22 protein-coding genes and 1 tRNA gene are annotated in these 25,094 nt (G+C 49.2%); 16 read left to right on the top strand and 7 right to left on the bottom strand.

Going from position 1 to position 25,094, the window contains the following annotated elements:
- Positions 1-29: 29 nt before the first annotated feature.
- The 3 genes from DESTI_RS29385 to DESTI_RS23770 all read right to left on the bottom strand — a co-directional run bounded on the left by DESTI_RS29385 (position 30) and on the right by DESTI_RS23770 (position 3,200).
- On the bottom strand, positions 30-779 hold the full coding sequence (locus DESTI_RS29385; RefSeq protein ID WP_014812523.1) for a M23 family metallopeptidase: 750 nt from the start codon (positions 777-779) through the stop codon (positions 30-32).
- A 178-nt stretch (positions 780-957) separates the two neighbouring features.
- Complete coding sequence (locus DESTI_RS23775) at positions 958-1,803, bottom strand: phosphosulfolactate synthase (RefSeq protein WP_014812522.1); 846 nt, start codon at positions 1,801-1,803, stop codon at positions 958-960.
- 29 nt (positions 1,804-1,832) lie between these two features.
- Positions 1,833-3,200: an MmgE/PrpD family protein gene (locus DESTI_RS23770; RefSeq protein ID WP_014812521.1), complete on the bottom strand. Its 1,368-nt coding sequence runs from the start codon at positions 3,198-3,200 to the stop codon at positions 1,833-1,835.
- A gap of 397 nt (positions 3,201-3,597) precedes the next feature.
- Here DESTI_RS23770 and DESTI_RS23765 point away from each other — a divergent pair, with 397 nt between their 5' ends.
- The 5 genes from DESTI_RS23765 (at position 3,598) to DESTI_RS23745 (ending at position 7,157) form a co-directional block, all read left to right on the top strand.
- Positions 3,598-3,996 carry a hypothetical protein gene (locus tag DESTI_RS23765; protein WP_014812520.1) on the top strand — a complete coding sequence of 133 codons (399 nt, stop codon included), beginning with the start codon at positions 3,598-3,600 and terminating at the stop codon, positions 3,994-3,996.
- A 300-nt stretch (positions 3,997-4,296) separates the two neighbouring features.
- A complete protein-coding gene (locus DESTI_RS23760) occupies positions 4,297-5,430 on the top strand; it encodes a hypothetical protein (RefSeq protein ID WP_041286442.1) in 1,134 nt (377 codons plus the stop codon).
- A 4-nt stretch (positions 5,431-5,434) separates the two neighbouring features.
- Positions 5,435-6,046 (top strand): CvpA family protein, encoded by a 612-nt coding sequence (locus DESTI_RS23755; protein ID WP_014812518.1) that lies wholly within the window; start codon positions 5,435-5,437, stop codon positions 6,044-6,046.
- 33 nt (positions 6,047-6,079) lie between these two features.
- Positions 6,080-6,991, top strand: coding sequence for a LysM peptidoglycan-binding domain-containing protein (locus DESTI_RS23750; RefSeq protein ID WP_014812517.1), 912 nt, complete (start codon positions 6,080-6,082; stop codon positions 6,989-6,991).
- A 90-nt stretch (positions 6,992-7,081) separates the two neighbouring features.
- A tRNA-Ala gene (locus tag DESTI_RS23745) sits at positions 7,082-7,157 on the top strand.
- 25 nt (positions 7,158-7,182) lie between these two features.
- Here DESTI_RS23745 and DESTI_RS31835 read toward each other — a convergent pair.
- The gene (locus DESTI_RS31835; protein WP_052316097.1) at positions 7,183-7,713 is read right to left on the bottom strand and encodes a tyrosine-type recombinase/integrase; all 531 of its coding nucleotides are present in this window, start codon (positions 7,711-7,713) and stop codon (positions 7,183-7,185) included.
- Positions 7,714-8,247: 534 nt separating this feature from the next.
- On the opposite strand from DESTI_RS31835, the gene DESTI_RS29380 reads away from it, so the two are divergent.
- The 7 genes from DESTI_RS29380 (at position 8,248) to DESTI_RS23705 (ending at position 14,572) form a co-directional block, all read left to right on the top strand.
- A complete protein-coding gene (locus DESTI_RS29380; protein ID WP_014812516.1) occupies positions 8,248-9,567 on the top strand; it encodes a hypothetical protein in 1,320 nt (439 codons plus the stop codon).
- On the top strand, positions 9,545-9,733 hold the full coding sequence (locus tag DESTI_RS23730) for a hypothetical protein (protein ID WP_014812515.1): 189 nt from the start codon (positions 9,545-9,547) through the stop codon (positions 9,731-9,733). Before DESTI_RS29380 ends, DESTI_RS23730 begins: the two co-directional genes overlap by 23 nt.
- A gap of 587 nt (positions 9,734-10,320) precedes the next feature.
- Positions 10,321-10,941 carry a DUF6162 family protein gene (locus DESTI_RS29375; RefSeq protein WP_014812514.1) on the top strand — a complete coding sequence of 207 codons (621 nt, stop codon included), beginning with the start codon at positions 10,321-10,323 and terminating at the stop codon, positions 10,939-10,941.
- On the top strand, positions 10,938-11,894 hold the full coding sequence (locus DESTI_RS23720) for a metal ABC transporter solute-binding protein, Zn/Mn family (RefSeq protein ID WP_014812513.1): 957 nt from the start codon (positions 10,938-10,940) through the stop codon (positions 11,892-11,894). The genes DESTI_RS29375 and DESTI_RS23720 overlap by 4 nt, the downstream gene beginning before the upstream one ends.
- A gap of 6 nt (positions 11,895-11,900) precedes the next feature.
- On the top strand, positions 11,901-12,617 hold the full coding sequence (locus DESTI_RS23715; RefSeq protein ID WP_014812512.1) for a metal ABC transporter ATP-binding protein: 717 nt from the start codon (positions 11,901-11,903) through the stop codon (positions 12,615-12,617).
- A complete protein-coding gene (locus DESTI_RS23710) occupies positions 12,614-13,507 on the top strand; it encodes a metal ABC transporter permease (protein ID WP_014812511.1) in 894 nt (297 codons plus the stop codon). Before DESTI_RS23715 ends, DESTI_RS23710 begins: the two co-directional genes overlap by 4 nt.
- Before the next feature lie 9 nt (positions 13,508-13,516).
- A complete protein-coding gene (locus DESTI_RS23705) occupies positions 13,517-14,572 on the top strand; it encodes a metal ABC transporter solute-binding protein, Zn/Mn family (protein WP_157212255.1) in 1,056 nt (351 codons plus the stop codon).
- Between the two features lie 192 nt (positions 14,573-14,764).
- Here the strand turns inward: DESTI_RS23705 and DESTI_RS23700 are convergent, their stop codons facing one another.
- A complete protein-coding gene (locus tag DESTI_RS23700; protein ID WP_014809154.1) occupies positions 14,765-15,706 on the bottom strand; it encodes an IS110 family RNA-guided transposase in 942 nt (313 codons plus the stop codon).
- Between the two features lie 803 nt (positions 15,707-16,509).
- Here DESTI_RS23700 and DESTI_RS29370 point away from each other — a divergent pair.
- The 4 genes from DESTI_RS29370 to DESTI_RS30990 all read left to right on the top strand — a co-directional run bounded on the left by DESTI_RS29370 (position 16,510) and on the right by DESTI_RS30990 (position 22,157).
- Positions 16,510-18,528, top strand: a complete 2,019-nt coding sequence (locus DESTI_RS29370) for a c-type heme family protein (RefSeq protein ID WP_014812509.1) — start codon at positions 16,510-16,512, stop codon at positions 18,526-18,528.
- Entirely contained in the window at positions 18,503-19,972 is a 1,470-nt protein-coding gene (locus DESTI_RS23690; RefSeq protein WP_014812508.1) for a sigma-54-dependent transcriptional regulator, read from the top strand. Before DESTI_RS29370 ends, DESTI_RS23690 begins: the two co-directional genes overlap by 26 nt.
- A 487-nt stretch (positions 19,973-20,459) precedes the next feature.
- Positions 20,460-21,947, top strand: coding sequence for a putative sulfate exporter family transporter (locus DESTI_RS23685; RefSeq protein WP_014812507.1), 1,488 nt, complete (start codon positions 20,460-20,462; stop codon positions 21,945-21,947).
- A gap of 36 nt (positions 21,948-21,983) precedes the next feature.
- Positions 21,984-22,157, top strand: a complete 174-nt coding sequence (locus tag DESTI_RS30990; RefSeq protein WP_014812506.1) for a hypothetical protein — start codon at positions 21,984-21,986, stop codon at positions 22,155-22,157.
- A gap of 490 nt (positions 22,158-22,647) precedes the next feature.
- Here the strand turns inward: DESTI_RS30990 and DESTI_RS23680 are convergent, their stop codons facing one another.
- Both DESTI_RS23680 and DESTI_RS23675 read right to left on the bottom strand, forming a co-directional pair.
- Positions 22,648-23,370, bottom strand: coding sequence for a hypothetical protein (locus DESTI_RS23680; protein WP_014812505.1), 723 nt, complete (start codon positions 23,368-23,370; stop codon positions 22,648-22,650).
- 208 nt (positions 23,371-23,578) lie between these two features.
- The gene (locus tag DESTI_RS23675) at positions 23,579-24,979 is read right to left on the bottom strand and encodes an SLC13 family permease (RefSeq protein ID WP_014812504.1); all 1,401 of its coding nucleotides are present in this window, start codon (positions 24,977-24,979) and stop codon (positions 23,579-23,581) included.
- Between the last annotated feature and the right edge of the window lie 115 nt (positions 24,980-25,094).

Below are 25,094 nucleotides of genomic sequence, written 5' to 3'. Positions count from 1 at the left end.
CTCATGTATAGATAGTGTGAGAAAAAATATCAGTCTCGAGAATGTAATCGTCGGCGGGACGGGACCGGGCCCATGGGGGTATCGGAAAAACTCTTTGCTACTTCCACATTTCTGAGTTCCGATTTGGCGAAGTGCGCCATAGGATTATAAAGCTGGTTCGCGACCTTTACTTCCAGATGGAGATGAGGACTTGTGGATCGCCCGGTGCTGCCGACCAATCCGATAACCTGGCCGGCTTTGACGCTTTGCCCTTTTCGCACGTGAATTGCGCTCATATGAGCGTAATGGGTAAACACGTCCTTTCCGTGATCCAGGAGCACCGTCTGGCCGTAACTGCGGTAGCCTTTCCTGGTTCCGCAGAAGGTCACGGTTCCATCTGCGCACGCATGAATCGGTTCACCTTTTTTCGCGCAGATGTCTACGCCGCTATGGAAGATGCCTCTGCGATAACCGAATGGTGAAGAAAGAACTCCCGACTCTATCGGAAACTGAAGCTCGGGAATACGGGGATGTTTTTTTCCGTTGAGAAGATTGGCAAGGTCAGATCCCAGATCTTTGAGGCGCGAAGTCAAGTTCCGGTCTTTGCGAACTGGAGTCCCTGTACAAAGCTCCGCTTCCGGGGGAAGAGCGCCCAGAGCAACGCATCGGGATTCCACAGCCTGTGCTTTCAGATTCTTGCCGTCAAGGCAAGAGTCTTTCTTCACGAGCCCGGAGGTCCCGGAACATGATATTGTGAAAAGGGCGCAAAGAACCACAACGATCTGGAGCCCTTTATCCATTACCTTCCTTCACATCGACAACAGTACACAATGCAGTCTGCTTACACGATTTTAGCCGCACTGTCAACGTAAGCCGCAGTGGAATAGCAATTATTCGATTGTGTGGCAGACTGAAATCAAGAATCGATTGTATTTACTGCTTGAAGCGAATGGGCATCGGACGTGGAGAGTCTCGGGGTCATTCGGTTTCTTTATAGGTAAGGACTCGTCCCCAGACGTCTTTGGTGCCCCACAGGCCGGATCTGAGGCATTCAAGCTGTACGATTTGGCTGTGGTCTACGAAAAGGTTAACTTCAGGTCCGTAATTCTTTATGTACCATCCGAAGACTTCCGGGTCAGCGGCTTCGAACATGGGTTTCTCGAGACCGAGAGCATTGATCACCTGTGCTGCTACCCCGGTACGCCATGTTGCGACGTTCTCTGTTATTCCTTCTGATTCGATCATAATCATGTACGCTCCTGCATCGATGAATCTCTTAGCCTTGGCGATCATCCATGCAGGATCCTGCACTCCTTCGGCTGCCAGTTCCTCTGCTGCAGAAGCTCCGCCCGCACCGAACTGTATTCCCACTTCAGGCTTGGGCTTCATCCCTGCCTTTTGGACTTTTTCGACGAGGCGCAACAAATCGTCGGTGGGAACAGTTATGAACCCACTGGAAATTTCAACGATATCGAATCCTACGTCCTTGCATTCTTTGATGTATCGATCCACGGCATCTCTGCCGAATGTGAGGACTCGTTCGATAAAGCCTCCGGTTGACACCATTACTTGATGGGAATGACACAGTTCAATTAGTTCCTTTAACGCTTTGCGCGGCATAAGCGTAAAAGAGCCTCCGGCAAATTTTAGGGAATCGACCCAAGCGCCTACGGTCTCGAATATGTCTTGAAGATAACGCTTGCCCATTGGCGTATAATACGGCCCCCTGATTTCGGTTATTCCCACAGAACGCGGCTTGGGCTGTCGTTCATTGAGGCTGATAAAAGGAAAAGCTCTTCCGCCATTCATTTCCCGATCGTTCATATGCAGTCCTTTCCTCAGGGAAGGTTGAGCTAGCCGCTCCGAACCTCCGATAGCAGTCTCATAAAATCACGGATTCGTATCGACTCCAGTTGATTGATAGCCTGTAGGATCTCCGTCCTGAGCGCGAGATTAGCCCTGCCTTCACTTAAGCCATGAAATTTCGTTGCTGCCGCTTCCCACGTCATGGGTCTTGAGGTGAATCCTTCGTAATCCTTTTTCTCCTTGATCAGCACTACGCCGTTTTTAAGCACGATTCTCATCCTGCAGGGCATTTCCTCGGGAAAACGTCGGCTGAATGCTTCCGAAGGCAACACGTCAATCTTGGTGAGCAGTCCCTGGACATCGTCGCGTAAGATTCGTTCGTCTGCGTACTGAGGCGGCAACACCTGATCGTCCAGAATGGCAACAGCAATCATATAATGGAGGCTGTGGTCAGCTTGCTCTTTTGTCCTGACCACGGTTTTAACCCCCTCTTCGCCACCGCCGATAATATTGTAGGCAACATCGAAGGTTTCTATTTCAATTCTGTCTACGTCTTCTGCAGTGAAGCCATTCTCGGACTTCAGTTCAAGGATTCCCTCCAGAGTCGATTGTGAATGGATTTCCGCATTGTACCTTTTCAGAATGGTTTTCAGGACTCTATCCAACTGTTCGTGTTTCCATTCGATTTCGAATCTCCCACTTATGGAATCCATGAAGCCTTTATTGCCTTCGAACACTTCCATGGGTCCGGTAATGCCGCGCATCGCGAGAAAAGTGCCGTGAGTCGCACAAAATGCAGCATTAGGGTACGCCAGCCCTTTCCAGTTGGACAAGGCTCCGGTTCTCGTCACACGTAAGGCATTGAAAGCTGTCCCGCAGATTCCAATGGCATTTGTGGTACGCGCCTCATCCAACCCCAAAGCTTTTGAAATCCCTGCAGCCAAAGCAAAAGCGCCCTGGGTGACATGGTCGAAGCCTCTGTTTCTTACGGGCGCGACTTCGCTCAACCGGCATTGCACCTGGTAGGCGACCGCAAGAGCCAGGAGAAAATCAGCTCCGTCTCCATCTGCATATTCTGTGGCGGCCAGAACTGCGCCCAAATTGTCGCTGGGATGACACGTTTCGTTCGAGGCCAGAAAGCTGTCATTGAAATCCAGGAAACGGACCAGAGCGCTATTATAGAATGCAGCCCGATCGGGAGAGGCTTTACCGGCGGCGATAAGAGTGCAATGTCCGGTACTCTCAAAATCATCGATTTGACTCAGAATCATTTTTATCGGCGGTGAACCGATAGCTCCGATTGCGCACCCGATGGAGTCCATAACTCTGATCTTCAGCGCATTTACGACTTGATCGGACATGTCTTTGTACGAAGTGTTTACTACGAAAGAAGCCAATTCATGTGCCATCAACATTGCAGTCCTCTTTTCAACGTTCGGCGCAAGAAGAACAAACATCTCTTCTGTTATCAGTATCCTGTTTCTATGTACAGTTTCATGTACAAACAAAACGGTCTTGTATGAACCGTTTGGTATGATGGCTGTCTTATGTTTACAATAACTTACCCGGAATTATGTGGGAGTGCCCATCGTGAATAAGAAATGGCGTTTTCTGACAGTCAGGTGGTGGTTGGTGCACTTTGTCGGATTTGGTGCAGTTTATACGGCCGGCAGACTGGCCGCTCATTATTTCGGAGTGTAAGCATGCTCGCAGCAATAATGTTTCCCAAACGGGGTTGGTTCATTCTTCATACGATAGCCGTAATTCTCGTTTTTCTGTTGGGCTGGTCGGTACGATTCACCTGAGGTGCTTATGGAATCGCAGCGAGTTCAGTTGTTGGTGGGGTTGGTCGCGCTTTCTGTTGCTTCCTTGATGCTGCATTTCAAAATGCATCCACCGGAACAATTTCTTAGCCATTTGTGGGCCAGTTTGTTCTCCGGCACTGACGCGATAGTGGTAACCGTGCTGTTCCTCTCCAGAAGGACTGCGGTGTGGGGTTTACTCCTCAATAGTTTTATCGGATTTCTCGGTATTATTATGATGTCGGATCTTGCAATAGTCTCCGCCCTGGAGGGATGGATTAAGGTGAGCTTTTACCAGGATCCGATAGCATGGCTCCTCGAATCGCCATTCCCTTTCATCCTCATTGTTGTAGCAGATTATGTAACTGGACTAGCATTGTACAAAATTACGGTTACAGTATCAAAATGACTACCTTAAACAGCCGACTGGCAGCATGACGTGCCATCGAGAAGCAACGAACTTCTCTCATCCATAGATTGAATGAACAAAACCAGCGAGAGCTGATAAATCGTTTTGCCAAAGCGGTTTTCTCGCGGGTTCTCCAAACCGTATTCCGCGATTTGACATATCTGGTTATATAGAGAATCGCCTCAGAAGTAGTCCGTAAGCTGACCTGACAACGCATCCATTGAGTATTTCTTTAAGAAAATAGAAGAACAATTTGATTTCTATTGACAAATTGGATTATGAATACTAGAAGAAGCGTGAGTGGATCTCCATGCGTACGGGAAAGAAATGGCGGTGCAGATGTACTCATTTGTACAGGACTCTGAAAAAATTCGGCCCAGACTCCTTTCGCCTTTCTACAATCCGATCATGCCGGATGTAGTAAGCTTTTCGAGAGCCGATGCATTGCGCCGATCGTTCAAACGCCGTTTCCTGCGATCGCCCGCGAACCGTTTCTTTTCACGAGATTCCATCCAGAAGATTCTTGAGAGGGCAGTGGAAATCAAAGTGGAGGCTGATGCCGGTTACGATATATCCGTTGCGCTCTATCCATATGGATTTCGATTTTTGGGACAAGGTGTTCTGTCAGATGGAGCGGGTCGAACGTTCTCGCTCCTGCACGCTGATGAAGGCCCGGTTCAACTCCTGTACCAGGGCGGGACGTGTCGCACGATTCAGGACTGGCGGTCCAAAGTTGCCAAGATCCCGGATGATACTGACAATATCAGATCGTTCTTCAACAGCCTGCGCGCTGCAACTCAGGAGAGAATCGCACTGGCGGGAACCGTGGGATTCGGGTTGTGGGATGCTCTGTGGATGAGCTTCGATTTCCCCACTGCAGTTAGAATGTTGTCTATGGACCCTGAAGCTGCTCGTATGATCTTCCGATACTGGTGCTCTTTCCACGCGGCTGCAGCCGGAGCCATGTTAGATGCAGGACTTAAGATGATTGTCCTGAGAGAGCATCCGGCAGGTTTTCCCGAATCATGGGGAATGTCCCGGATACTTGATCCTTTCTTGCGGGAATATTGCCAGGAGTTGGCTCGAATAGTAATACAGAGAGGCGGCATGTTATTCCTTGATTGCGATGCCGATGAGATGATCGAAACGGATTATCCTGCGCACTGGGGATTCAACGGCATAGGACCTCTACGATTTCGGGATTTGGACGATCTCATTGCCGCAAAAAAGAGCATGAACGACACTCTGATCCTTGCGGGCTTGACGACGCTGCCCATATTTGGCCAAATATTTCTTGAAAAGTCGTTGGCATCAAGATTAATCCTCGCCCAAATGAATGACGGGTGGCTCGCTCGGAATGGAGCAGAAGAAAGCTCCGGATTCAGGTTTACAGAGCCCGGAAAGCATCGAGGCTTTGTGTCCTGGATAAGGTAAGACAATGAATGCTTTGGAATCCTACAATATTATAGATATCTGCATACTCTGCACGCTCCTGGTCACCGTTGCCCTTGGTTTGTGGAAAGGGTTTATACGGTCACTTACAGCTCTTGCCAGTCTAGCAATCGGAGTGCTGGGGGCAATGAGATATCATACGGTCATTCAGCCATATCTCAGTAAGGTCTCGTCGCTGGACCCTCATATTTCCATGATTCTCTCCATGGTTATCATTTTCGTGCTTGTTCAGATCGTATTTGTGATACTCCGCTGGATTTTGGACGCGCTGCTCGATCTCACCAGGCTGACCTGGTTAGACCGGGTATGTGGCGCTGCAATGGGGCTTGCCGGCGGTTTGCTTATTTCAGCGGCTGTGGTCCAGGCCATTCTTATTGGAATCCCGGATTGGCCGCTCGTTAAGACGTCGAAACTTATTGGGCCGGTTGATCAGCTTGCCGTGAGGGGCATGGATTATGCCCCGAAGCAGGCAAAAGATCGGATGCAATCACTCATAACCAAATGGAAGGGCACCCAGGAGCCCGGTTCTGTGCTGCCTCAGCGAGAAACTGCTCCTTCACAGAAGGCACCGAGTGCTCCCCCCGCGATCGCCAAGTGAGTTCGGGCGGTATAGCCTACTCAGGAGGATTTTATGAAACGAAGCTTTATTGCCTGCTGCCTCATACTTACTCTGGGGCTGATCACGAGCTGTGCCTATTTACAGAAACCGGATGTGCCCCCGCCGCTCCCGCCTGTTGAAACAAAGATCAAGCCGCCATTCAAAGTCAAAGCGGAGCACTTTGCAAAGTTTCCCTGGAATGAGCTTTCACCCGTACGCAAGGATGAACCGGAACTCAACACCGAAGTGTACACGGTGAAAGAAGGAGACACTCTGGAATCTATTGCTGAAGCCAAAATGGGAGACAAAGCGCTTGCAGGTCCGCTCGGCGAATATAACGAAATCCGCGGTGCTGTTGTGCCCGGCGAAAAGATTGTCATTCCATATCCCATCATCGGTGTGAGCAGTAAGCTTCTGATCAAGAGTAAGGGAACGAAAGAATTCGGCCCGCCGGCCCCCTTCAACACGGAGCTGAATAAGGGCGACGAATACAAAATGAGATTCGAAACGAATGCGGACGGATACCTGTATGTGTTTCGCCAGGGACTCAAGGCTGTCACTCTCCTGTATCCGGCCAAACCTGCCAAACCAAAGCCGCCGGCAGGCAGACGCGCAAGACAGGCAAAACCGGAGGAACCGCCTTCAGTGAGCGATACAGGCGGAAAAGTTGCGGCTCATGAAGCAATAGAGATTCCCATAGCCCAGAAAAAAGGGTTCGTTTTCGATTCTGCGAATCGTGGCGACATGATATTCGTCTTCTTCTCGATGAGGCGAATTTCCGATCTTGATGATTTGAAGGAAAAGAAAACCATTACTGTGCAGGAGCTCCAGGCCGTGATGCATCGCGTGAAGCAGGAAGACGTTGTGTCCGAACCGCCGAATACAGTGATCAGGGTTTCGGATCCATTGGAAATCCTGGGATTCACGCTCAATCTCAACGGATAGCGGCTGTTTCGAGCGTGAGAGAAGATTGAAAAGGAAAAGCGTAAAAGGAATTGACAAGGCCGATGTCCTATTGGTAAACTAAAAAGCTCTGGGGCTGTAGCTCAGTTGGGAGAGCGCTTGAATGGCATTCAAGAGGTCGTCGGTTCGATCCCGTCCAGCTCCACCAGGAAAAACATAATGGATTCGCCAAGTTAAGCTCCATTAGCTTGGCGTTTTCTTTTTTCTAAGAAAACTATTGTGTCAGATTTGTGACGCTCATCGTCGCAAACCCTGTTGGCATAAGCTATGAGCTTCGTAATCTCTGCCATTGAATAATGAGTTGTGATGCTACGACCGTGCTTATGTCCCATCAAATCCTTGCGATCTTCCTCTGGAACATCGGCCCCCCGGAGACGACGGCCGAAAGTGTGTTTCAGGTCGTGAACGCGACACTCAGATAGTCCAACTTTTTGTCTCGCTTTACGCCACGCGCGACCATACATTTTCTTCACCTGTCTTCCCTTGTACGAGAATACGAACTCAGGATGATCCCCTCTCACCTCTTCTATTACAGATAGAGCGACTCTGTTTAAAACCACAACCCTGTCATCTCGGTTTTTTACAAACTCACCAGGGATGACGAAGACTGATGTGTTGAGTCCCGGATACGGGATTTCCCATTTCCATCGTAAAGCGCACACCTCACTTTCGCGGCAACCGCCATTGATTTGAATATTTGACATTTGTGAGAGAAATAGTGGCAATTTCCCAAACAGACTGTCTTGTTCTTTTCATGATAATGGGTAAGGCTTTCGTTTATCCTTTTCCGGAAGAAACTTGACATGTGGGGGCGCCTGTATCCACGTTTGCCGGCTTTCATCGATCTACTCACCTGAGGCGAGGTTCGAGATATGTCGGACGTCTGACACGGCAGGTTTACGGTCCGGTTTTCACCCTGTCTGCTCGCACCCATGTGAATTTGGGTTCAACACCATGCTGTTTTGAATCCAGATTCCGGTTCCGGAACATGGGCCTGCCGTACAGAATTCTGCAAGCAAAAATATGCACTTCACATCACACGTGAACCGAACACGATTTTCAAACATCGTGCCACACCATTGACAAAAGCGCGCGATGTGTTAAAGAGGCTCACAGATTTATATCTGGGTTTGTGAACGACTGCTTGACAATCCCGCTAATTGCACGATAATATAGTTATCTTTTTGTATCCTGGAAGAATTGTCCCTTCAATCTCACTCTGGAAGTCGGCAGAATCAATGACCGCTGAAATCGTCATCATGAATAAGAGTGCTGTAGCCCTTGCTGCTGATAGCGCCGTAACGAGCGGAAGCAAAATTTACAGTTCTGTTAACAAGCTCTTCGCATTATCAAAGACTCAACCTGTTGGAGTAATGTTTTATAATTATGCCGATTTTCTCGGGGTTCCGTGGGAATCTATCATTAAAATTTACAGAGATATTGCTATTAATGAAAGCTTTGCAACCCTTAAAGAATATTTTGATCATTTTCTTCTATATTTGCGTAATGCGGAAGATTTGTTCAATAGACAGCAACAACAGGATTATGTTGATAGTGCTGTTCGAAGCTACTTTGAGCTAATCAAGGGAGATATTAATGAAGAAGTAAAGAAAGTCTTCGATACACAGAATAAAATCAGTCAAACAGAGATAAACAAACTTGTTGAACAAATTGTTGCCGAACATCATCAAGAGTGGAAATCGTTTGATTTTGTGCCTGATTGGAGTCCCTTTCATCTTGAGGATTTCATCTGGCAACAGGAGGATAATCTTGACGCCCTTTTAAAAGAGGTTCTTGGTAATCATTCTCTATCGCTCAAAACTCTCAGTCAACTCAAAGAAATAGCGGGCATGCTATTTGCCAAGAATTATTTTGGATCGGCCTACACAGGGGTTGTAATAGCTGGTTTCGGAGAGAAAGAGACCTTTCCTTCGCTGTGCTCATGCATGATAGAGGGACTCATTGATCACAAACTTAAACTGCGAATTACTCAGTGCTCACAAATCTCCCCTCAGAATCGTGTTACCTTAGTTCCTTTTGCCCAAGGAGAAATGGTTGGAACTTTTATGGAAGGAATCGAACCAACATTAAGAGAAGACATTTATGATTACGTGACTGAGGTGTTTGAAGAATACCCAGAAATTGTTGTTTCCAAAATCGATGGTTTACCAGATAGTGCAAAGTCAGACATTCTGACTGAGTTAAGAAAGGCTGGCGCTGAAGTATCGACACGATTTATCCAGAGAGTCGGACAAGTTTTGCGCGAGCGATACATCAATCCGGTAATTCAAGCTACAGCAGTATTGCCGAAGGACGAATTGGCTTCTATGGCAGAATCCTTGGTGAACTTAACCTCTATCAAAAGAAAATTCACCCTTGATGCTGAGACAGTTGGAGGGCCTGTAGATGTGGCTGTAATATCAAAAGGAGACGGGTTCGTTTGGGTCAAACGGAAGTCTTATTTTGAACCTCACTTAAATCTTCGGCACTATAGCACCTATTTCAGTGACATTCTAACCAAATGGAGTAACCAAAATGAAAGAACAAAATACGATTGAGGAATATACCTCGTTTGACGATTACATGAAGAAAATCTATCCCAAGAAAGAAATACATCCTCTGGACACTGGGGGGTTCAAATCAGTTGGAGCCCGTATGGCTCACGAATCGCTTGAACTACTAAAGGAGCTACTGACAGATAGCAAGATTGTCTGCAAACCATAACTCACAGTTAATCGAGGATCATGGCAAAAAGATCAATGAGGACTATTCATCAATTTGACTGTCAATCAGTTTCTCCTCTCAGGCGACCATCAACCGAATTTAGAACGGGCAGACATTGAATACTGACCTGATAAGCGTATCAAGCCAAAACAAACCGCCGATTGAGTTCATTACTCTCGGCGGTTTTTCACTTCGAACCGAGGAATAAGAAATCGCTCTTATAAAATTAATCTCGGCGGCACGGAAGCCGCCCACTACCGGCTCACCATGGGGCGCCGAACCTCCCGGTTCAACTCATTTATTAGTGAAATGGTATAGCTCATATCTGAGTTGTTCGTCCCGAGCAAAACTTCTGTTCGTTGACAATTATCGTTATTCCATAATACCGGCTGGTTAAGTTCGGCTTCTCTGCATCTCGCCCGGGAATATTAATGGTTCCCCCGCAAAAAATAACTTGACAGAAATTCAGCCCGTCGAGTAGAAGTAGACATGACTAATAAATTGCGAGTCATCTATTGTTTAATAGATCGCTGGATCGCTTTGTGGATATATAGCGACGACACAAAAAATTCGACCAAAGATCCAACATGAAAAAGCCGAACATCGAAATAGTTCGTCCTGCCAACGCCAGAGGCGAAAAATACGGCCTTCTGATAGCTCTGCTGGTGATTGTTGTTGCATGGGCAGGTCTTATTCACTGTCGATCGCATCATGAAGAAAGAGTCGGCTTGGAGGCATGGCAAGTAGGCGCATTTCGAGATCTCAATACTGCCGAGCAGGGACTCTTTGGAGATTTGCGGGTCGCTGCAGAAGAAGTTCATCAGGCCTACCTCGATCAAAATGGTACTTGGCCCCGAGTTGACACCTTGCAGGCGGAAGGTATCGCTCCTTTTACGCAGGACAAAGCCTGGCGCAACCGGGGCAAGATCGAGTGGAGCGATCGTTTGGAGGATGAACGTGGCCTGGACAGGATTATCTATTTGGGTTTGCGATCCGATTCGGGAACGACCGGATCGTTTCTTCTGGAGATCCATCACCACAGGCAAGTCGACCAGGACGGTCCACCTTACCGGGTCTGGCATCATCCCGGCCGGCCTGAATCGCCCACAGATGTCAACTGGAATTCGCTTGTGCAGACTGGCTGGAAGGAAATTGTCGCGTACCAGGGAGAGGATGAGGTACGTCGATTGAAAGGAATCAAGCAGTGAAGCGCCTCTTGTTGATTGCTGTCCTGATACTTGCGCCTGTTCTGTCCACTGCCGAAGAGAACGTCGCGACCGGTGAGCCAAGCATGCGACTCCTCCGTATTGGCGTGACGCTCCACCCCTATTACAGCTACGTAGCAAATATTGTCGGGGACAAAGCGGAAGTGGTACCCCTCATTCAGCCGGGCTTCAATCCGCACAATTATCGGCCTCAGCCGGAAGACATAAAGCGCCTTGTCAATCCTGAAACCAAACTGGATGCGCTTGTGGTCAACGGTGTCGGCCATGACGAATTTGCTTTCGAAATTCTCAAGGCTGCGGGACTGGATGGGAAGCTGCCGCTCATCTATGCGAACAAGGGGGTGGCAATGATCCCCATCGCGGGTTCAAACGAACGCGAAAAGATTGTCAATCCCCATACCTTCGTGAGCATAACTGCATCCATCGAGCAAGTCTACAATATCGCAAAAGAACTGGGCAATATCGATCCCGCAAATGCAGCATTCTATCGAAATAATGCCCGTGCTTATGCACATCGCTTGAGAAAGATGAAAGCAGATTACATGAAGAGACTGGCAAATCTGCCCGACCTGGAATTCCGTTGCGCAACTCTGCACGGAGGTTACGATTATCTGCTCCAGGATTTTGGACTCCAGGTCGCGGCAGTAATAGAACCAAAGCACGGTCTCAAACCCACCGCCATCGAACTTGCGGAGACTATTGCCGAGATCAAAGAGCATCACATCAATGTCGTTTTCACGGAGATGGATTTTCCTGACAAGGTGATCGAGACCATCCAGAAGGAAACAGGGATCCGCGTACGTTACCTTTCCCACCTCACCGCAGGGGAATATGAACCGGATGCATTCGAAAAGGGAATGCGCCGAAACCTGGAAAACCTGACAAACGCCTTACTCGAGGCGCACGGCAAGGAGCACATCATTGACCAACGGTGAGAGCACATGAGCGGTCCGTCAATCGTCTTTCATAATGTCTCCTTGCGGTACGGCAACACTGAAGTGCTTTCGGATCTGAACTTCACAGTTGCACCGGGGACTCTCCATGCTTTGATCGGCCCCAATGGCGGAGGCAAGACTTCCACGATCAAATCGCTCCTGGGTGAAACTACGCACACAGGCTGCATAGAGATTCATTGGGGAGAAGGAAGAACCATCGGGTACGTCCCCCAAATGTTAGATTTCGACCAGAACTTGCCCATTACGGTAAACGATCTGATGGCTATCCTGTGCCAGGATCGACCAGCGTTTCTCGGAGCGGGAAGAGCCATGCGCAATGCATTTGCACCATTGCTTGACCGAGTGGGAATGGGTGAGAAACGCAATCGCCTCATGGGGGAACTCTCCGGTGGTGAACGCCAACGGGTAATACTGGCGCAGGCTCTTCTGCCTGCCCCGAATCTTCTCATACTTGATGAGCCGACTTCGGGAATGGACAAGACCGGTGCGGAGATATTTCAACGCATTGTGCGCGAGCTGAAAGAACAGGGCGTTACCATTGTGTGGGTGCACCACAATCTCAGAGAAGTGCGAGAAACAGCCGACTGGGTCACGTGTGTAAATCGTCGCTCCATATTCTCCGGTAAGCCTGCGGAAGTGCTGACCGAGGAACGCATACTCGACGTTTTCTCGGCTCACTCTGCAACGGAGACCCCGGTATGATCGAATGGCTGGAGATATTGCGAGCGGCCTGTGCCCAAGCGGCAGAGGCGGGATGGCTTCCCGAATCGCTTAAATACGCGTTCGTGGTGAACGCTCTTCTTTGTGCAATGTTGATCGGTCCGCTGCTAGGGGGCATTGGAACCATTGTCGTCATCAAACGATTAGCTTTCTTCTCGCAAGCCGTGGGACAGGCAGCGCTTACCGGTGTTGCACTCGGAATCTTGCTTGGTGAACCGTACACGTCGCCATACGTATCTCTCTTCGGGTTTTGCATACTCTTCGGACTGGTCATGAACTTCACACGTAATCGAACGAAGATAGCCAGTGACACGTTGATCGGGGTCTATCTCTCCATATCGATAGCAGTGGGCGCCTGTCTCTTGCTCTTCGTGACCGGCAAGGTCAACATGCACGTGCTCGATCAAGTCCTGTTCGGGTCAATCCTGACCGTTGATAATGTGGATATGGCAATCCTGGTAGTCATCTCAGTTCTGTGTGTACTCCTCGGATTCCGGAGTTACAACCGAATGCTTCTGGTGAGTTTCAACCCGAGCCTCGCCAGAGTGCGGAATGTTCATCCAGTGTTCCTCGATTACGTGTTCATCTTCATGATAACGATAATTACCGTGGCGTCGGTGAAGATCATCGGAGCGGTCCTCGTCGAGGCCCTTCTCCTCATCCCTGCGGCTGCGGCGAGAAATATAAGCGGATCGGTCAGGGGCTTTTTCTTCAGCAGTGTTGTTATAGCCACTCTGAGTTGTCTGATCGGCATTTTTCTTCCAATGCAATTGCGGCTTCCTGTTCCTTCAGGCGGTGCGATCATAATCGTGGGGGCAGTATTCTTCCTTATTTCTGCTGCCATTCAACCGCTTCTGGCGAAAATCGATTAAGGGATATTGTTGAGAAGCATTTCTGCACACGTCATCTTCCTCATGGTCCTGTTCACCGGTGGCGTGTTCGCGGCAGTCTTGTTGGGCATGCCGGCTTCGTCGCTTACGAGCTTTTCGCCAGAGGACGACCTGCGTACACGTGCTCACGTCTGTACCGAAAAACCGACTGCTCCTCCTGAAAACACCCGGCCCATACAGGTCTTGACCGGACTGCAGGCAACATATTCCATCACTTGCGAACTCTGCAAAGGAACCGAGATAAGAGTGGTTTCCGTCTTTCCGGAGAGAGTTCCGATGTTCGCACAAACCCGCTACTTGGGCGAGAATACGCCTGTAATTAAACGGATAGCGAGTCAATCGGCCGCAGCAATTACGATCCGCAGTGTCTGGTCGAAGGACCCTTTATTTGCGGCACTTCGGGCTCAGAACATCCGCCTTGTTGAGATCGACGCTTGCTGTCCCGTGGAGCCTGAGCGTCGAAGTGTAGCTCTCATCGATGTTTCCAGGAAGACATCCGAAAACACTGACGCCAAATCGATTCCCTACGTATGGCTGAGTCTTGCGAACGCCACTCGGATGGCAGAAATCATCAGCGAAGATCTGATTCGCATTGCACCGGATGAATCAGCAAAGATCAATGAGAACCTTGCACGCCTGAAGCGCGCGTTGTTCTCGATTCGCTCCACCTATAACGCGAAATTTGCTGAATTGCAGGTCCTGGAGGCGGTGACTCTTTGCCCGGATTTCATCTATCTCACAGGCGAGTTTCAGATCGATGTTCTCGATTATGAACCAAAACCGGAAATTTATTGGTCTGACGTGGACTGTCAGGAATTGACCCGTCTTCTCCGCGACAGAAAGATCGGCGTTGTCATTCACAAGTGGAGGCCTGCCAAGAACATCCTCGATGCAATTCATGCAGCCGGAGCCCATCTTGTAGTCCTGAATCCTATGGATTCTTCAATGGCCGACGACACAGAACCCGCGAACGTCAGTTACGTGGCCGTCATGGAAGAGAACATGCGCTTATTGCATGACGCTTTCGTCACAAACAACGGCAATTGAGACCACTTATCAGTTTCCCGGTTTCGTGTCACGTCGCTGCACTCCTCGCAATGACAAGGATTATATCAGTTGCCAAAATTAGTGACCGATTGAAGATTAAGAAGATTGGTAGGTGCCGTGCCTCCGTGCCGGCACATCTTAAATATGGTCAATGATATCGATAGAATGGACCGGCAGCGACTGTGTTTCTTGTCAAGGAAAAACTACCTGGAAAGGCTGTTTTTTCTTGAGCATTGCGTTTAGGATGACGATCATCTTACGCATACAAGCCGTGATGGCAACCTTGAAAGGTTTTCCAGCCTCAATGAGGCGTTGATAGAAAGGCTTGATGACTACATTGGACGTTATGGCCGCGACTGCAGCCATATACAGGGTTGAGCGTACATCCGCCCGTCCACCCGAAATCTCGCGCTTGCCTTTCTTCTTTCCGCTGTCTTTGTTGAGAGGCGCCAGGCCGACGAGGCGACTGATTTCATGACGGCTGACATGTCCCAGTTCGGGCAGTTTTGCCATGAGCACTCTGGCAGTTATGGGGCCCACGCCTTTGAAGGTTCGGAGGAGTTCCTCTGTTTCACGCCACAGAGGCGATTTCCTGATAAGGTCATCGACATCTTTATCGATGTCTTCGATTTCCTTATCTAGGGCTGCTATGACCGTTTGAATGCTGCGCTGCACGCGATTGGAACGGGCTCGATGGAGGCGATTCTTTTCTGATGCACGCAAATCAACAAGCTGCTTTCGACGTGTTACGAGTTCCTTGATTTGCTTTTCGTCCTCCGTTGGCAGCGGCTTCGGTATGGGCCTAACCGTTTGGGCAAAGCGTGCCAGCACATAAGCATCGATGGCGTCTGTCTTGGCGAGTTTTCCGATGCCTTTAGCAAAGTCCCGCACCTGACCAGGGTTGACGACAGCGATCGGCAGGCCGGCGAGACCTAACTGGGCCGCAACGGTTATCTCGTAGCCTCCGGTGGCTTCCATCACGATTACCATGGGGGTCTCTGCGTGGAGGATCTCAATCAGCGAGTCGATGCCTTGAGTGTCATTCTTGACGGTGGTGTGCATGCCTTTTGGCAGCACATGCGCATCCAACTGATCTTTAGAGATATCTATGCCAACAAAAACTTCTTCATGCATGTGTAACATCCCACCCTTGTGGATACGGACTTCTCAACGAGTCCAGGCGACTGTTCGGGCTTTTTACACGAAGGCCTCCGGTGATCCAGCTGCCGGGCAGTCTCAGAGGACCAAGGGACGAACGATCTACCGGTGCCTCTGCCCGACTCCTGCAGAGAGTCTGACAGACGTGCATCCCCCCTCTATCAGGACTCTTATATCTTGGCAACCAAGAGTCCTATTTTTTGAAGTACCTCGTATCATTGATCCAGTATCAGCCCCTCCCCTCAGCTCGGTACCGGTTCCAGAGATTCAGTACTTCATGGACAGAAACATACAAGGGACGCCGGTCCCTACCAATATCCTGTAATTCACACGAGGGATAAACGACAGAATTTTTGGCACTGACTATAAGCTAGTTGCTGAATAGTGGATTCCTAGCTGTTCGCGAGCATTTTCCATCAACATGGGTCGGCAGAGACGCCGACCCCCACCAGGAACGTTGAGAGTGGATGCTCTCATTCTAACGCTTATGCCCCATTTCCCCCTTTATAAAGGGGGGTTAGCAACAATGCTCGGATCAAGGTTGCGGACTTGCACTACTTCAACACATCCCCGCTTTTCGACTTCCAACATTTTATCCGGGTGGGCCATTTGAAAAAACGCATTTTCTCATGCCCGGCGGGACCATAAGTCTTAACGAATACCATATCTTGATCGAGTCGTTTACGAATCCGCGCTTGGGCCGCCTGCCTGGTTACAAATCCATCTCAACATGGTACAAGCAAAGAAAGCTTTTACCGCGATTTGAAGGATGAGAAGCCATGAATGCTCAAGACGAGCCTCTTGGAGCCACCGCACGCGGCTTTTCTTTGCAGACCAAGTTCGGTGTCGGCATCATCATAATAATGGGACTATTCACTGGTTTGCTCTCGTACGGATTGTATAAGCAGCTTGAAGCATCTCTCATCAGGAATGTGTACGAGAAATCGGAAGTCATTCTTGCCGAGCTTGAAGCCACCCGTAAGTACGTTGCCGATATACTGAGGCCCAAAGTCTCTTCATTGATTCCCGGGGATGAATTTGTACTAGAAGCAATGTCAACTAGTTATGTGTCTCGGCAAATAATGGAGCGGTTCGAAAAGACCTTCCCCGAATTCCATTACAAAAGAGCGGCGGTGAGGCCGCGCGCTCATTTGAATCAAGCCGACAAATTTGAAGCTGAGATTCTGTCGCGGTTCCAACAAGACCCCAGCCTGACGGATTGGCAAGGCTTGGTCACGAATCGCAAAAACGAGCGGTTCTTCGTCCGAATGGTTCCCATTCGTATGGAAGCGGCATGTCTCCGGTGTCATGGACAACATCATAACGCTCCTGCAAGGCTCCTCGATCTTTATGGGGCAGATGGCGGATTCGGGAGAAACGTCGGGGATGTAGCCGGGATGGATGTATTGTCTTTCCCTGTGGAAAGCGCAATGAATCAGATGAGACAGCGAGCCATCGCTATTGTCGGACCGGCAATAGTCGCCATGATGGTAGCCTTGTTCCTGGTTATGGCGTTTTTCAGAAGACTCGTTGTGAACAGAATCGCTTTGCTCAAGACATTCTTTTCCGAGTTCGTTTCCCACGGGAGCGATCTGAGCCGCAGAATCAACGATGTGCAGCAGGATGAGATCGGAGCTGTCTGTCGAGCTTTTAATAAAATGGCAGACAAACTGAACGATCTCATGCGAGAGAGGAGCGATCTTCTTTTGGATTCCATCTCGCAGCGCGAAAAGATGCGATCCATTTTCGACGGCATTACGGATAAACTTATGCTTATAACTCCCGACCTTAAGGTTCTTATGGCAAATTCTGCGTCAATGAGCGGCCGACGAGCTTCCTCGGCAGAAGCGCGATGTTATGAGCTGATCCACGGTATGGATACTCCATGTAAAGGCTGCCTGTTGGATAAGACGCTTCGAGAGAAAATCCCGATTTTCGGAGAGCTATCTTTGCCGGAGGGCGAAACGTATCTCGCCCATTTCTACCCTATTTTGAACAAAAATACGGGTAATGTGGAAAATGTCGTTCACTACTGCAAATCCATTACGGAAACCAAACGGATGGAACAGCACATGATGCAGGCGGAAAAGCTCGCTTCTCTCGGTCAATTGGTGGCAGGGGTCGCTCATGAACTGAACAATCCCCTCGGACTGATACTCTTTTATGTAGAGCTCTTGAAAAACGACCTTCCTCCGACATCCGAGCACCGCACCGATGTTGAAGTCATTGAAAGACATGCCGAAACCTGCAGGTCAGTGGTACAAGACTTGCTAGCGTTTTCAAGAAACGTAGAGACCGTGCGAGTGCGCGGTCACCTCAATGACAATATTGCAAGGGTGATCTCAGTTCTCGAAAAGCAGTTCACGAAAGAAGGAATTCAGTTGGAAAAATCCTTCGATCCCGACTTGCCCATGATTCACTTTGACGAGAGTAAATTGCAGCAGGTCTGGATGAATCTCCTGTTAAACGCCAAACAGTCTCTCAAGAATGGAAAAGGTCTGATTTCGGTGACCACAACACGGGATGAAGCAAAAGGCATTGTGTACGTGACAATTGCAGACAACGGAGAAGGCATGCCCCCGGAAATCGTTCACAAGATCTTCGATCCTTTCTTCACCACAAAAAAAGTGGGAGAAGGTACCGGTCTCGGCCTGTCGGTAAGTTATGGAATTATAAGAGAACATGGAGGAGACATTACCGTCCGGAGTAAGCTCTCTGAAGGTTCGACATTCGAGGTATCAATGCCGGAGAAGAGGAAGGGATTTGAATACGATGACCGATGTGACGTTCATGAATGACTCGCCCACATTGCTCATCGTTGACGATGAACCTGATTTTCTCAGGGGATTGGCCAGGAGTATACCCAAAGAGATCTCGTGCCGTGTTCTCACTGCCAGGCGAGCTGCCGATGCTCTCTCTCTGATGGAAACGAACCCTGTCGAGCTGGTTCTTACGGACATTCGGATGCCCGACATGAACGGCATTGAACTGCTCGATGAGATAAAATCGAGGGATCCGTGGGTTACCGTAGTAATTATGACTGCATATGGATCTATCGACATAGCTGTGGATGCGATCAGGAAAGGGGCTTACGATTTTGTTCAAAAGCCGTTTAAACCTGATGAGATAAACAGAATTCTCAAAAAAGCCTTGGAACGAAACAGTCTTATTCGAGAAAATATTCGTCTTCGGAGCCGGCTCACGGGTATGCCCGATCTCGAGTCGTTCCTTTCCGACCATCCCGGAATGACCCATGTGCTCCGGACAATTCGAACAGTAGCGGCAATTGACGTTACAGTCTTGATCAGAGGTGAATCCGGCACAGGGAAGGAACTCGCTGCTCGGGCTATCCATATGTTGAGTCCGAGGGGAGAGCGCCCTATGGTCACCGTGAATTGCCCCACGGTGCCCGAATCTTTGCTCGAATCCGAGTTATTCGGATACGCAAAGGGCGCTTTTACCGGCGCAAGCACAAATAAAGAAGGACTGATTCATGAAGCCGACGGCACTACGCTGTTTCTTGACGAAATCGGTGACATTACTCCTGCAATGCAAACCAAACTCCTCAGGCTGATTCAGGAACGAGAGATAAAGCCACTGGGAAGCCCTCATTCAAAGTTGGTGGACGTACGCATTATTGCTTCCACAAATCGCGATCTCGAAGCAAAAATGGCTGAGGGATCTTTTCGAGAAGACCTCTTTTACAGACTGAACGTTGTGACCGTTTTTATGCCGTCTTTGAGAGAATTTCCCCAGCACATTCCTATACTGGCCCAAAGGTTCGTACAACAAGCAGCTTTGGAATACGGGATTCCGCCGAAATCTATTTCTGAAGAGGCAATGCACCACCTGATGACTCAGCCGTGGCCGGGAAATATCCGACAGCTTCGCAATGCCATGCAAAAGGCGATGATTTTCTGCAAAGGGGATGTGCTCCAACTCAGTGATTTTCTTGATGAACAAGGAAAAGTGAATACCCCTCATCTGGATACGTCGGGGGTCCGTCAGCCGTTTCGGGTCGCGAGAGACGAACTTCTGGAAGATTTTACCAGACGCTATTTGGTAGACGCGCTAACACGAAATCACGGGAATGTCTCAGCGGCTGCTCGAGAAAGCGGTCTCGAACGCCAACACTTCCAGAAGCTCATGAGAAAATGTAATGTAAAGCCGGACGTATTTCGAACTGAGTGCAACCAGGAGTTGCAGTGCAACTCTGGATTGCAGTTCAGGGAAATTGAATGAATAGCGGAAAAACAAGCTCCTCACTGGTTTGAGCCCGACAAGATTTTGATTTCCTCGCCAACAGACTCTCCTGCTTCGATTTAATCCTCAGTAATTACACATACTTCATCTAAGCACGTTTTGGCACAATCAATGCTACTGAGCTCGAAAGTGTCTCGCAATGCACTTTGCAGCTCTCGAACAGTGACGACTCATACCGATGTGCTTTCATAGAGGGAATATTGAGAAACCTGTTATTTGCCGGTCCCGGCAAATCTCCTCCGCTACGAACGGCGCAGCCTGACTTCGTTTCGGAGATCTGCCAGGGCTGGCTTCATCCAATGTCACTTCTTTGGACACACATCGGTATCACGTGCAGACCGGTGGCATGAAAACTTTCGAGAATCTCAGCATTTGTTCCGGACACTAAGAATCTTTCAAAGCAGGCTCTCCGAGTAGCCGAAAAAGCGACTCGTATTTTTCTTATTGGAAATAAAAGGAGTTGGACATGGTTGAACAAGGGAGTGCTCTCTATCAACAGAAAAGCGTCATGAAAAGTGAGGACTGGTGGGCGGTCTGGTTAGGCGGCTTTGTGTTCCTGCTGGGACTGGGGCCGATTGTCAACCTGGATATCCTGGGATGGGTGGTCAAAACCCCGGTCTGGATAGATTTTGCCAAATCTGCGGCCCCGGTCTCAGCCGGATACAAAGGAATGTCCGGTCTCACATCGAGTTTGCTGACCTTCTTTTTCATATTGGCTATTACTACCGTCGGCGTTATTGGGATGGGCGGCAATGTGAAAAAGTACATTATCGGATTTACCATCATTTACTGGATTGTATTTTTTTGCATGATCCTGGGGAATAACGCTTACATTGCAGCTACTCCGGACAAGAGAGCTGCATTCAAAATTGCATGGTCACTGGGATTGGGGGAAATGGGGTTTATTCTCGCCATGATTCTCGGTCTCGTGATCGGGAATTTTGTCCTACCTTTAGCCAAATTCCTGGAAGAAGCGGCCAAACCCGAATGGTTCATCAAGACCGGTATTGTCATTCTAGGAGCAGCCATCGGTATAAAAACCGTTGAAGCCGCTGGATTGGCAGGAACGGTCATTGTCCGCGGGATCTGTGCGGTTGTGGAAGCCTATCTGATTTACTGGCCGGTTGTGTATTTCATCTCTCGAAAATGGTTCAAATTCACGCCCGAATGGGCTGCTCCTTTGGCATCCGGCATATCCATTTGTGGAGTGTCCGCTGCAATTGCGACGGGCGGAGCCATTCGCGCTCGCCCCGTGGTTCCCGTTATCTTGTCTGCAGTTATCATTGTTTTTGTGGCAGTAGAACTGCTCTTGCTGCCACCGTTGGCCACTCAACTTCTGTACAACGAACCGATGGTAGCCGGCGCCTGGATGGGATTGGCGGTTAAAAGTGACGGCGGTGCAGTCGCGAGCGGGCAATTGGTAGACTCCTTGATCCTCAATAAAGCCGCTATTGAGCTGGGCATCAAATGGGAAAAGGGCTGGATGTTGATGGCGGCTACGACAACCAAGGTTTTCATCGACATTTTCATTGGGGTATGGGCATTCATTCTTGCCGTGATATGGACGGTTTGCGGACTCGACACTCGAAGACCTGCGGTCGATGGCGAGGCGTGCGCGCCCGTTTCCGCAATAGAGATTTGGCATCGCTTTCCCAAGTTTGTCATCGGATTCGCTGCAACGCTCCTGATACTGCTGGTAATCGGCTTAGCTTATCCCGGTGCGGTAAAAGCTGCTAAAACCGGAGCCGGTCACGCCAACTTGTTGAGGACCCTATTCTTTGCTCTCTGTTTCTTCTCCATAGGTTTGATCACCAATGTCCGCAAATTGTGGGCAGAGGGTATGGGGCGTATCGTGTGGGTTTACGCGATTGCTCTCTTTGCCTTTATCCTCTGGGTCGGTCTTTTCATTTCCTGGCTCTTCTACCACGGCATAACACCGCCACTAGCCCAATAATGTCGATATAACGGATTCTGTGAAAAGGAGACAACAATGTCACAGACAAAGGACTCTCAGATGTCGACGACATCTCCCACGCAACAATCGGGTTTAGAGGAAGAATGGTTCGACCTCCTGCCTGTAGAAAAGAAGCTGATCACTTATTCACTAGCATTGGGAGTTGCCTTACTCATCGTATTTATATTCGCTTTTGGCGTCTTCAAATAGCTCTGATCGGCAACAGCCGCACGATATCTCCAATTTGCCGATCCGCTGTGCGGCAGTTCAAGGCACGCTGATGACGCGGTTGCCCTGGGAAGCATCCTGGAAATGCCCTGCCAAACTATTCCAGGGCAACCGCCGAATTTGCAGTCTGTCATAGAACGATTTTGCCTCGGGAAAATCCGTGTCTCCGGAGACAGTGGCTTTTGGCCATAACCTCAGCTTTTATTAAGCAGCAAAAACGCATAACAGTTGCCAAAATTAGTGTCCGATTGAAGATTTAGGAATATTGGTGGGTGCCGTGCCTCCGTGCCGGCACATCTTCAATATGATCAATGATATCGCTAGAATGGACCGGCAGGGACGCCGGCCCCTACCAATATCCTGTAATTCACACGAGGGATAAACGACAGAATTTTTGGCACTGACTATAATTTCTTAGCAGGTCTTTTTCTTGCGGTCTCTCTTTCGTACTTGTCGCCAGGCTGATGCCTTGTTAGTTAATCTGTTGAGCCGGCCCCAAAACCCGCGAGACAATTCCCATGGCAAGATCGACTAGGTGAGGGAAATATTCGGGGCTGTCGCTGGTCCACACGAGAATCATCTCCTCTGCGTTAATCAGGAGGCAGTCAATTGCGCGCCTGTGTTCCATACAGAATCGCCTAAGGTCTTGTGTGAAAATCGAAAGCGACGAACCTCCGCGCCCAAAGACTCTATACGTTGTTGAAAAGTCATCTTCTTCAGACAGAGTATACTCTTTAAGGGTCTTGTCCTGACCGAATCCATAAGACAAGATGCTTCCGATTCTCACGAGTCCTATCGGGCCGATGATCTCGAAATCGTAACCCTTGATCATGCAGACGACAGACCGATAAATTATCGGACCTCTGGTATGGTAATCCCAGACTGTAAGATCGTTGATGGAAATGTTAAACCTCTGCGATCGGCCGCTCAGGGATTTCATTATCTGGCAAAATGAAAAGGCTGTTTCTTGAGCCTCCGGGAAGAGCAATTTCGGAAGAAAAATCTCGGACAGAGAATGAGCCTTTCTCTTTCGGCCATCGAACTCAAATCCCATTTTTTCGGCGGCGATTCGCCATTTTCGGGCAGAATGCCGTTCTATTATGATTCCAGCGATATCTCCTGCGAGGAAGCTTATAGCGAACAAGGCGATTAGCACTATTCCGAAAAAGACCCCTGTTGATCCGTTCGTTTCCATAAGCTAGCTCCGCGAATTCTGCCCACGAGTCTAAAATTTTAGACAATTTTCGCCTGTCTTTGAAGTCAGGGGTTGTTTGCGCTGGTCAGTGGCACTCCCTGTATCCGGGATTGATGGCGGTTCTGGGTGCCTCAGACCTGCTCTGCAGGTCCGTGCTTTCGCCTTAATGAGAACTATCTCGATCGCAAGTCCGTATCAAACAGTATTCCTAAGGGATAAATTTTATTGCTTTCCAGTACGGTGCAACAATCAAGAGCGCTGCAAGGCAAGCTGCAGCGTACGCAAGACCTCCCTTGCTGAGATTCTGGGGACTCCACACGTCTCCTTTGGTCACCGATTCCGACATCACGACAAAAGGCTGCTGATAGGAAAAGAAGAAACTGTCCCCTGCAACGGTAAACAATAAGCCCATTATCACCGGATGTATCCCGAAATCATTGTACAGAGGAACCATTATCGGTGCCATCAAGGCTGCAGTGGCAAGTCCCCAGCTTACATCGACAAAACGGATCAACCAGTAAATCAATGCGAACACAATCAGGAATAGTACCGGACTTCCAGCCCAGGCAGATATGAAAGGATCCAGGAATCCGGCCATCCATTTCGCAATGCCGGACTCTACAGAAATTGCCGGAAGACTGATAAGTGCGCCCAAGAAAAGGATCATGTCCCAGTTTACCCCAATGTTGATGTCGGGCGCTTTAATCACACCAAATGCTATTAGAAGGAAAAAACCTGCCAAAGCGATAGGCACAGTTGGTATGTGGTGGATGTTTTCCGTAAAAAACATTGCGAAAGCTGCGACCAGAACAACCATGACTATCCGTTCATCACGAGACATGCCACCCAACTCGTCGTACTGCGCTCTGAATGTATGGCGTTCGAGTTTTAACGGTTGTTCCGGTTTCAGCAAAATGTTGAGCACTACAATGTATAGCAACGTTACGACAGCCCAATACGGAGCATTGGCTTGAAGCCAGGCACCAGGAGTTCCAAGTACTTTTAACTCGGCAGGAAACATACCGATGAAGATCGGTCCCCACAAGCTGCCCGTGTACCAGCCGGTCCCCGGGAGAAGAGCCATCCCGAAAGCGGTCAAACAAATAAGGCTCCCTCCACGACTTCTGAATTTGAGTCCGCATGCTTCGACCGTGCCCAAAGCGATGGGTGTCATAGTTAGTATGCGCAGCGTGGCCGAAGGCGTAAGAAGTGATAGGACTACACCTGCGAATACCCACGCCAAAATTATTGTCAGGTATGTAGGTTTGATGCTTTTGAGGGTCCAATATACTATCCGCTTCGCCAGCCCGGTCTTCTGAAGGGCGTAACCGAAGAACAGGGCAGGAATAAGAACCCAGATGGCCGAACTGCTGTACCCATTCATAACCACAGGATATTTCAACCCGGCTATGAGACATCCGGCGAGAAAAACAGCACAACCGGCCGCGTAAGGGATATTGCCCGGTCGGAAAATCCATAATCCGAGGGAAATGATGATTGTCGCAGCAACCAGATTGCCAGTGCGGGCCAGCGCGGCAATGGGCTCTAACAGGCCGACAAGCAATCCAATCACTGCAAAGACAACGGTCCCGATTAGTTTTATGTCCACGTTCTTCTCCCTAAGAGTAGTCCATGAAAACAGATAGAGCCTGCATCAAAACGTTTACCAGGGATGGCTGACACCAATGCGCTTTCATACGAGTAATAAGGACTGCGATCAAGAT

This window comes from Desulfomonile tiedjei DSM 6799, assembly GCF_000266945.1.
Lineage (GTDB): Bacteria > Desulfobacterota > Desulfomonilia > Desulfomonilales > Desulfomonilaceae > Desulfomonile > Desulfomonile tiedjei.
Note: the sequence above shows the minus strand (reverse complement) of the source record. Positions and strands in the feature narration are given on the sequence as shown.

Coding starts and splice junctions, on each gene's coding strand:
- DESTI_RS29385 (WP_014812523.1), bottom strand. CDS start 779: ATGGATAAAGGGCTCCAGATCGTTGTGGTTCTTTGCGCCCTTTTCACA.
- DESTI_RS23775 (WP_014812522.1), bottom strand. CDS start 1,803: ATGAACGATCGGGAAATGAATGGCGGAAGAGCTTTTCCTTTTATCAGC.
- DESTI_RS23770 (WP_014812521.1), bottom strand. CDS start 3,200: ATGTTGATGGCACATGAATTGGCTTCTTTCGTAGTAAACACTTCGTAC.
- DESTI_RS23765 (WP_014812520.1), top strand. CDS start 3,598: ATGGAATCGCAGCGAGTTCAGTTGTTGGTGGGGTTGGTCGCGCTTTCT.
- DESTI_RS23755 (WP_014812518.1), top strand. CDS start 5,435: ATGAATGCTTTGGAATCCTACAATATTATAGATATCTGCATACTCTGC.
- DESTI_RS23750 (WP_014812517.1), top strand. CDS start 6,080: ATGAAACGAAGCTTTATTGCCTGCTGCCTCATACTTACTCTGGGGCTG.
- DESTI_RS31835 (WP_052316097.1), bottom strand. CDS start 7,713: ATGTCAAATATTCAAATCAATGGCGGTTGCCGCGAAAGTGAGGTGTGC.
- DESTI_RS29380 (WP_014812516.1), top strand. CDS start 8,248: ATGACCGCTGAAATCGTCATCATGAATAAGAGTGCTGTAGCCCTTGCT.
- DESTI_RS23730 (WP_014812515.1), top strand. CDS start 9,545: ATGAAAGAACAAAATACGATTGAGGAATATACCTCGTTTGACGATTAC.
- DESTI_RS29375 (WP_014812514.1), top strand. CDS start 10,321: ATGAAAAAGCCGAACATCGAAATAGTTCGTCCTGCCAACGCCAGAGGC.
- DESTI_RS23715 (WP_014812512.1), top strand. CDS start 11,901: ATGAGCGGTCCGTCAATCGTCTTTCATAATGTCTCCTTGCGGTACGGC.
- DESTI_RS23710 (WP_014812511.1), top strand. CDS start 12,614: ATGATCGAATGGCTGGAGATATTGCGAGCGGCCTGTGCCCAAGCGGCA.
- DESTI_RS23700 (WP_014809154.1), bottom strand. CDS start 15,706: ATGCATGAAGAAGTTTTTGTTGGCATAGATATCTCTAAAGATCAGTTG.
- DESTI_RS29370 (WP_014812509.1), top strand. CDS start 16,510: ATGAATGCTCAAGACGAGCCTCTTGGAGCCACCGCACGCGGCTTTTCT.
- DESTI_RS23690 (WP_014812508.1), top strand. CDS start 18,503: ATGACCGATGTGACGTTCATGAATGACTCGCCCACATTGCTCATCGTT.
- DESTI_RS23685 (WP_014812507.1), top strand. CDS start 20,460: ATGGTTGAACAAGGGAGTGCTCTCTATCAACAGAAAAGCGTCATGAAA.
- DESTI_RS30990 (WP_014812506.1), top strand. CDS start 21,984: ATGTCACAGACAAAGGACTCTCAGATGTCGACGACATCTCCCACGCAA.
- DESTI_RS23680 (WP_014812505.1), bottom strand. CDS start 23,370: ATGGAAACGAACGGATCAACAGGGGTCTTTTTCGGAATAGTGCTAATC.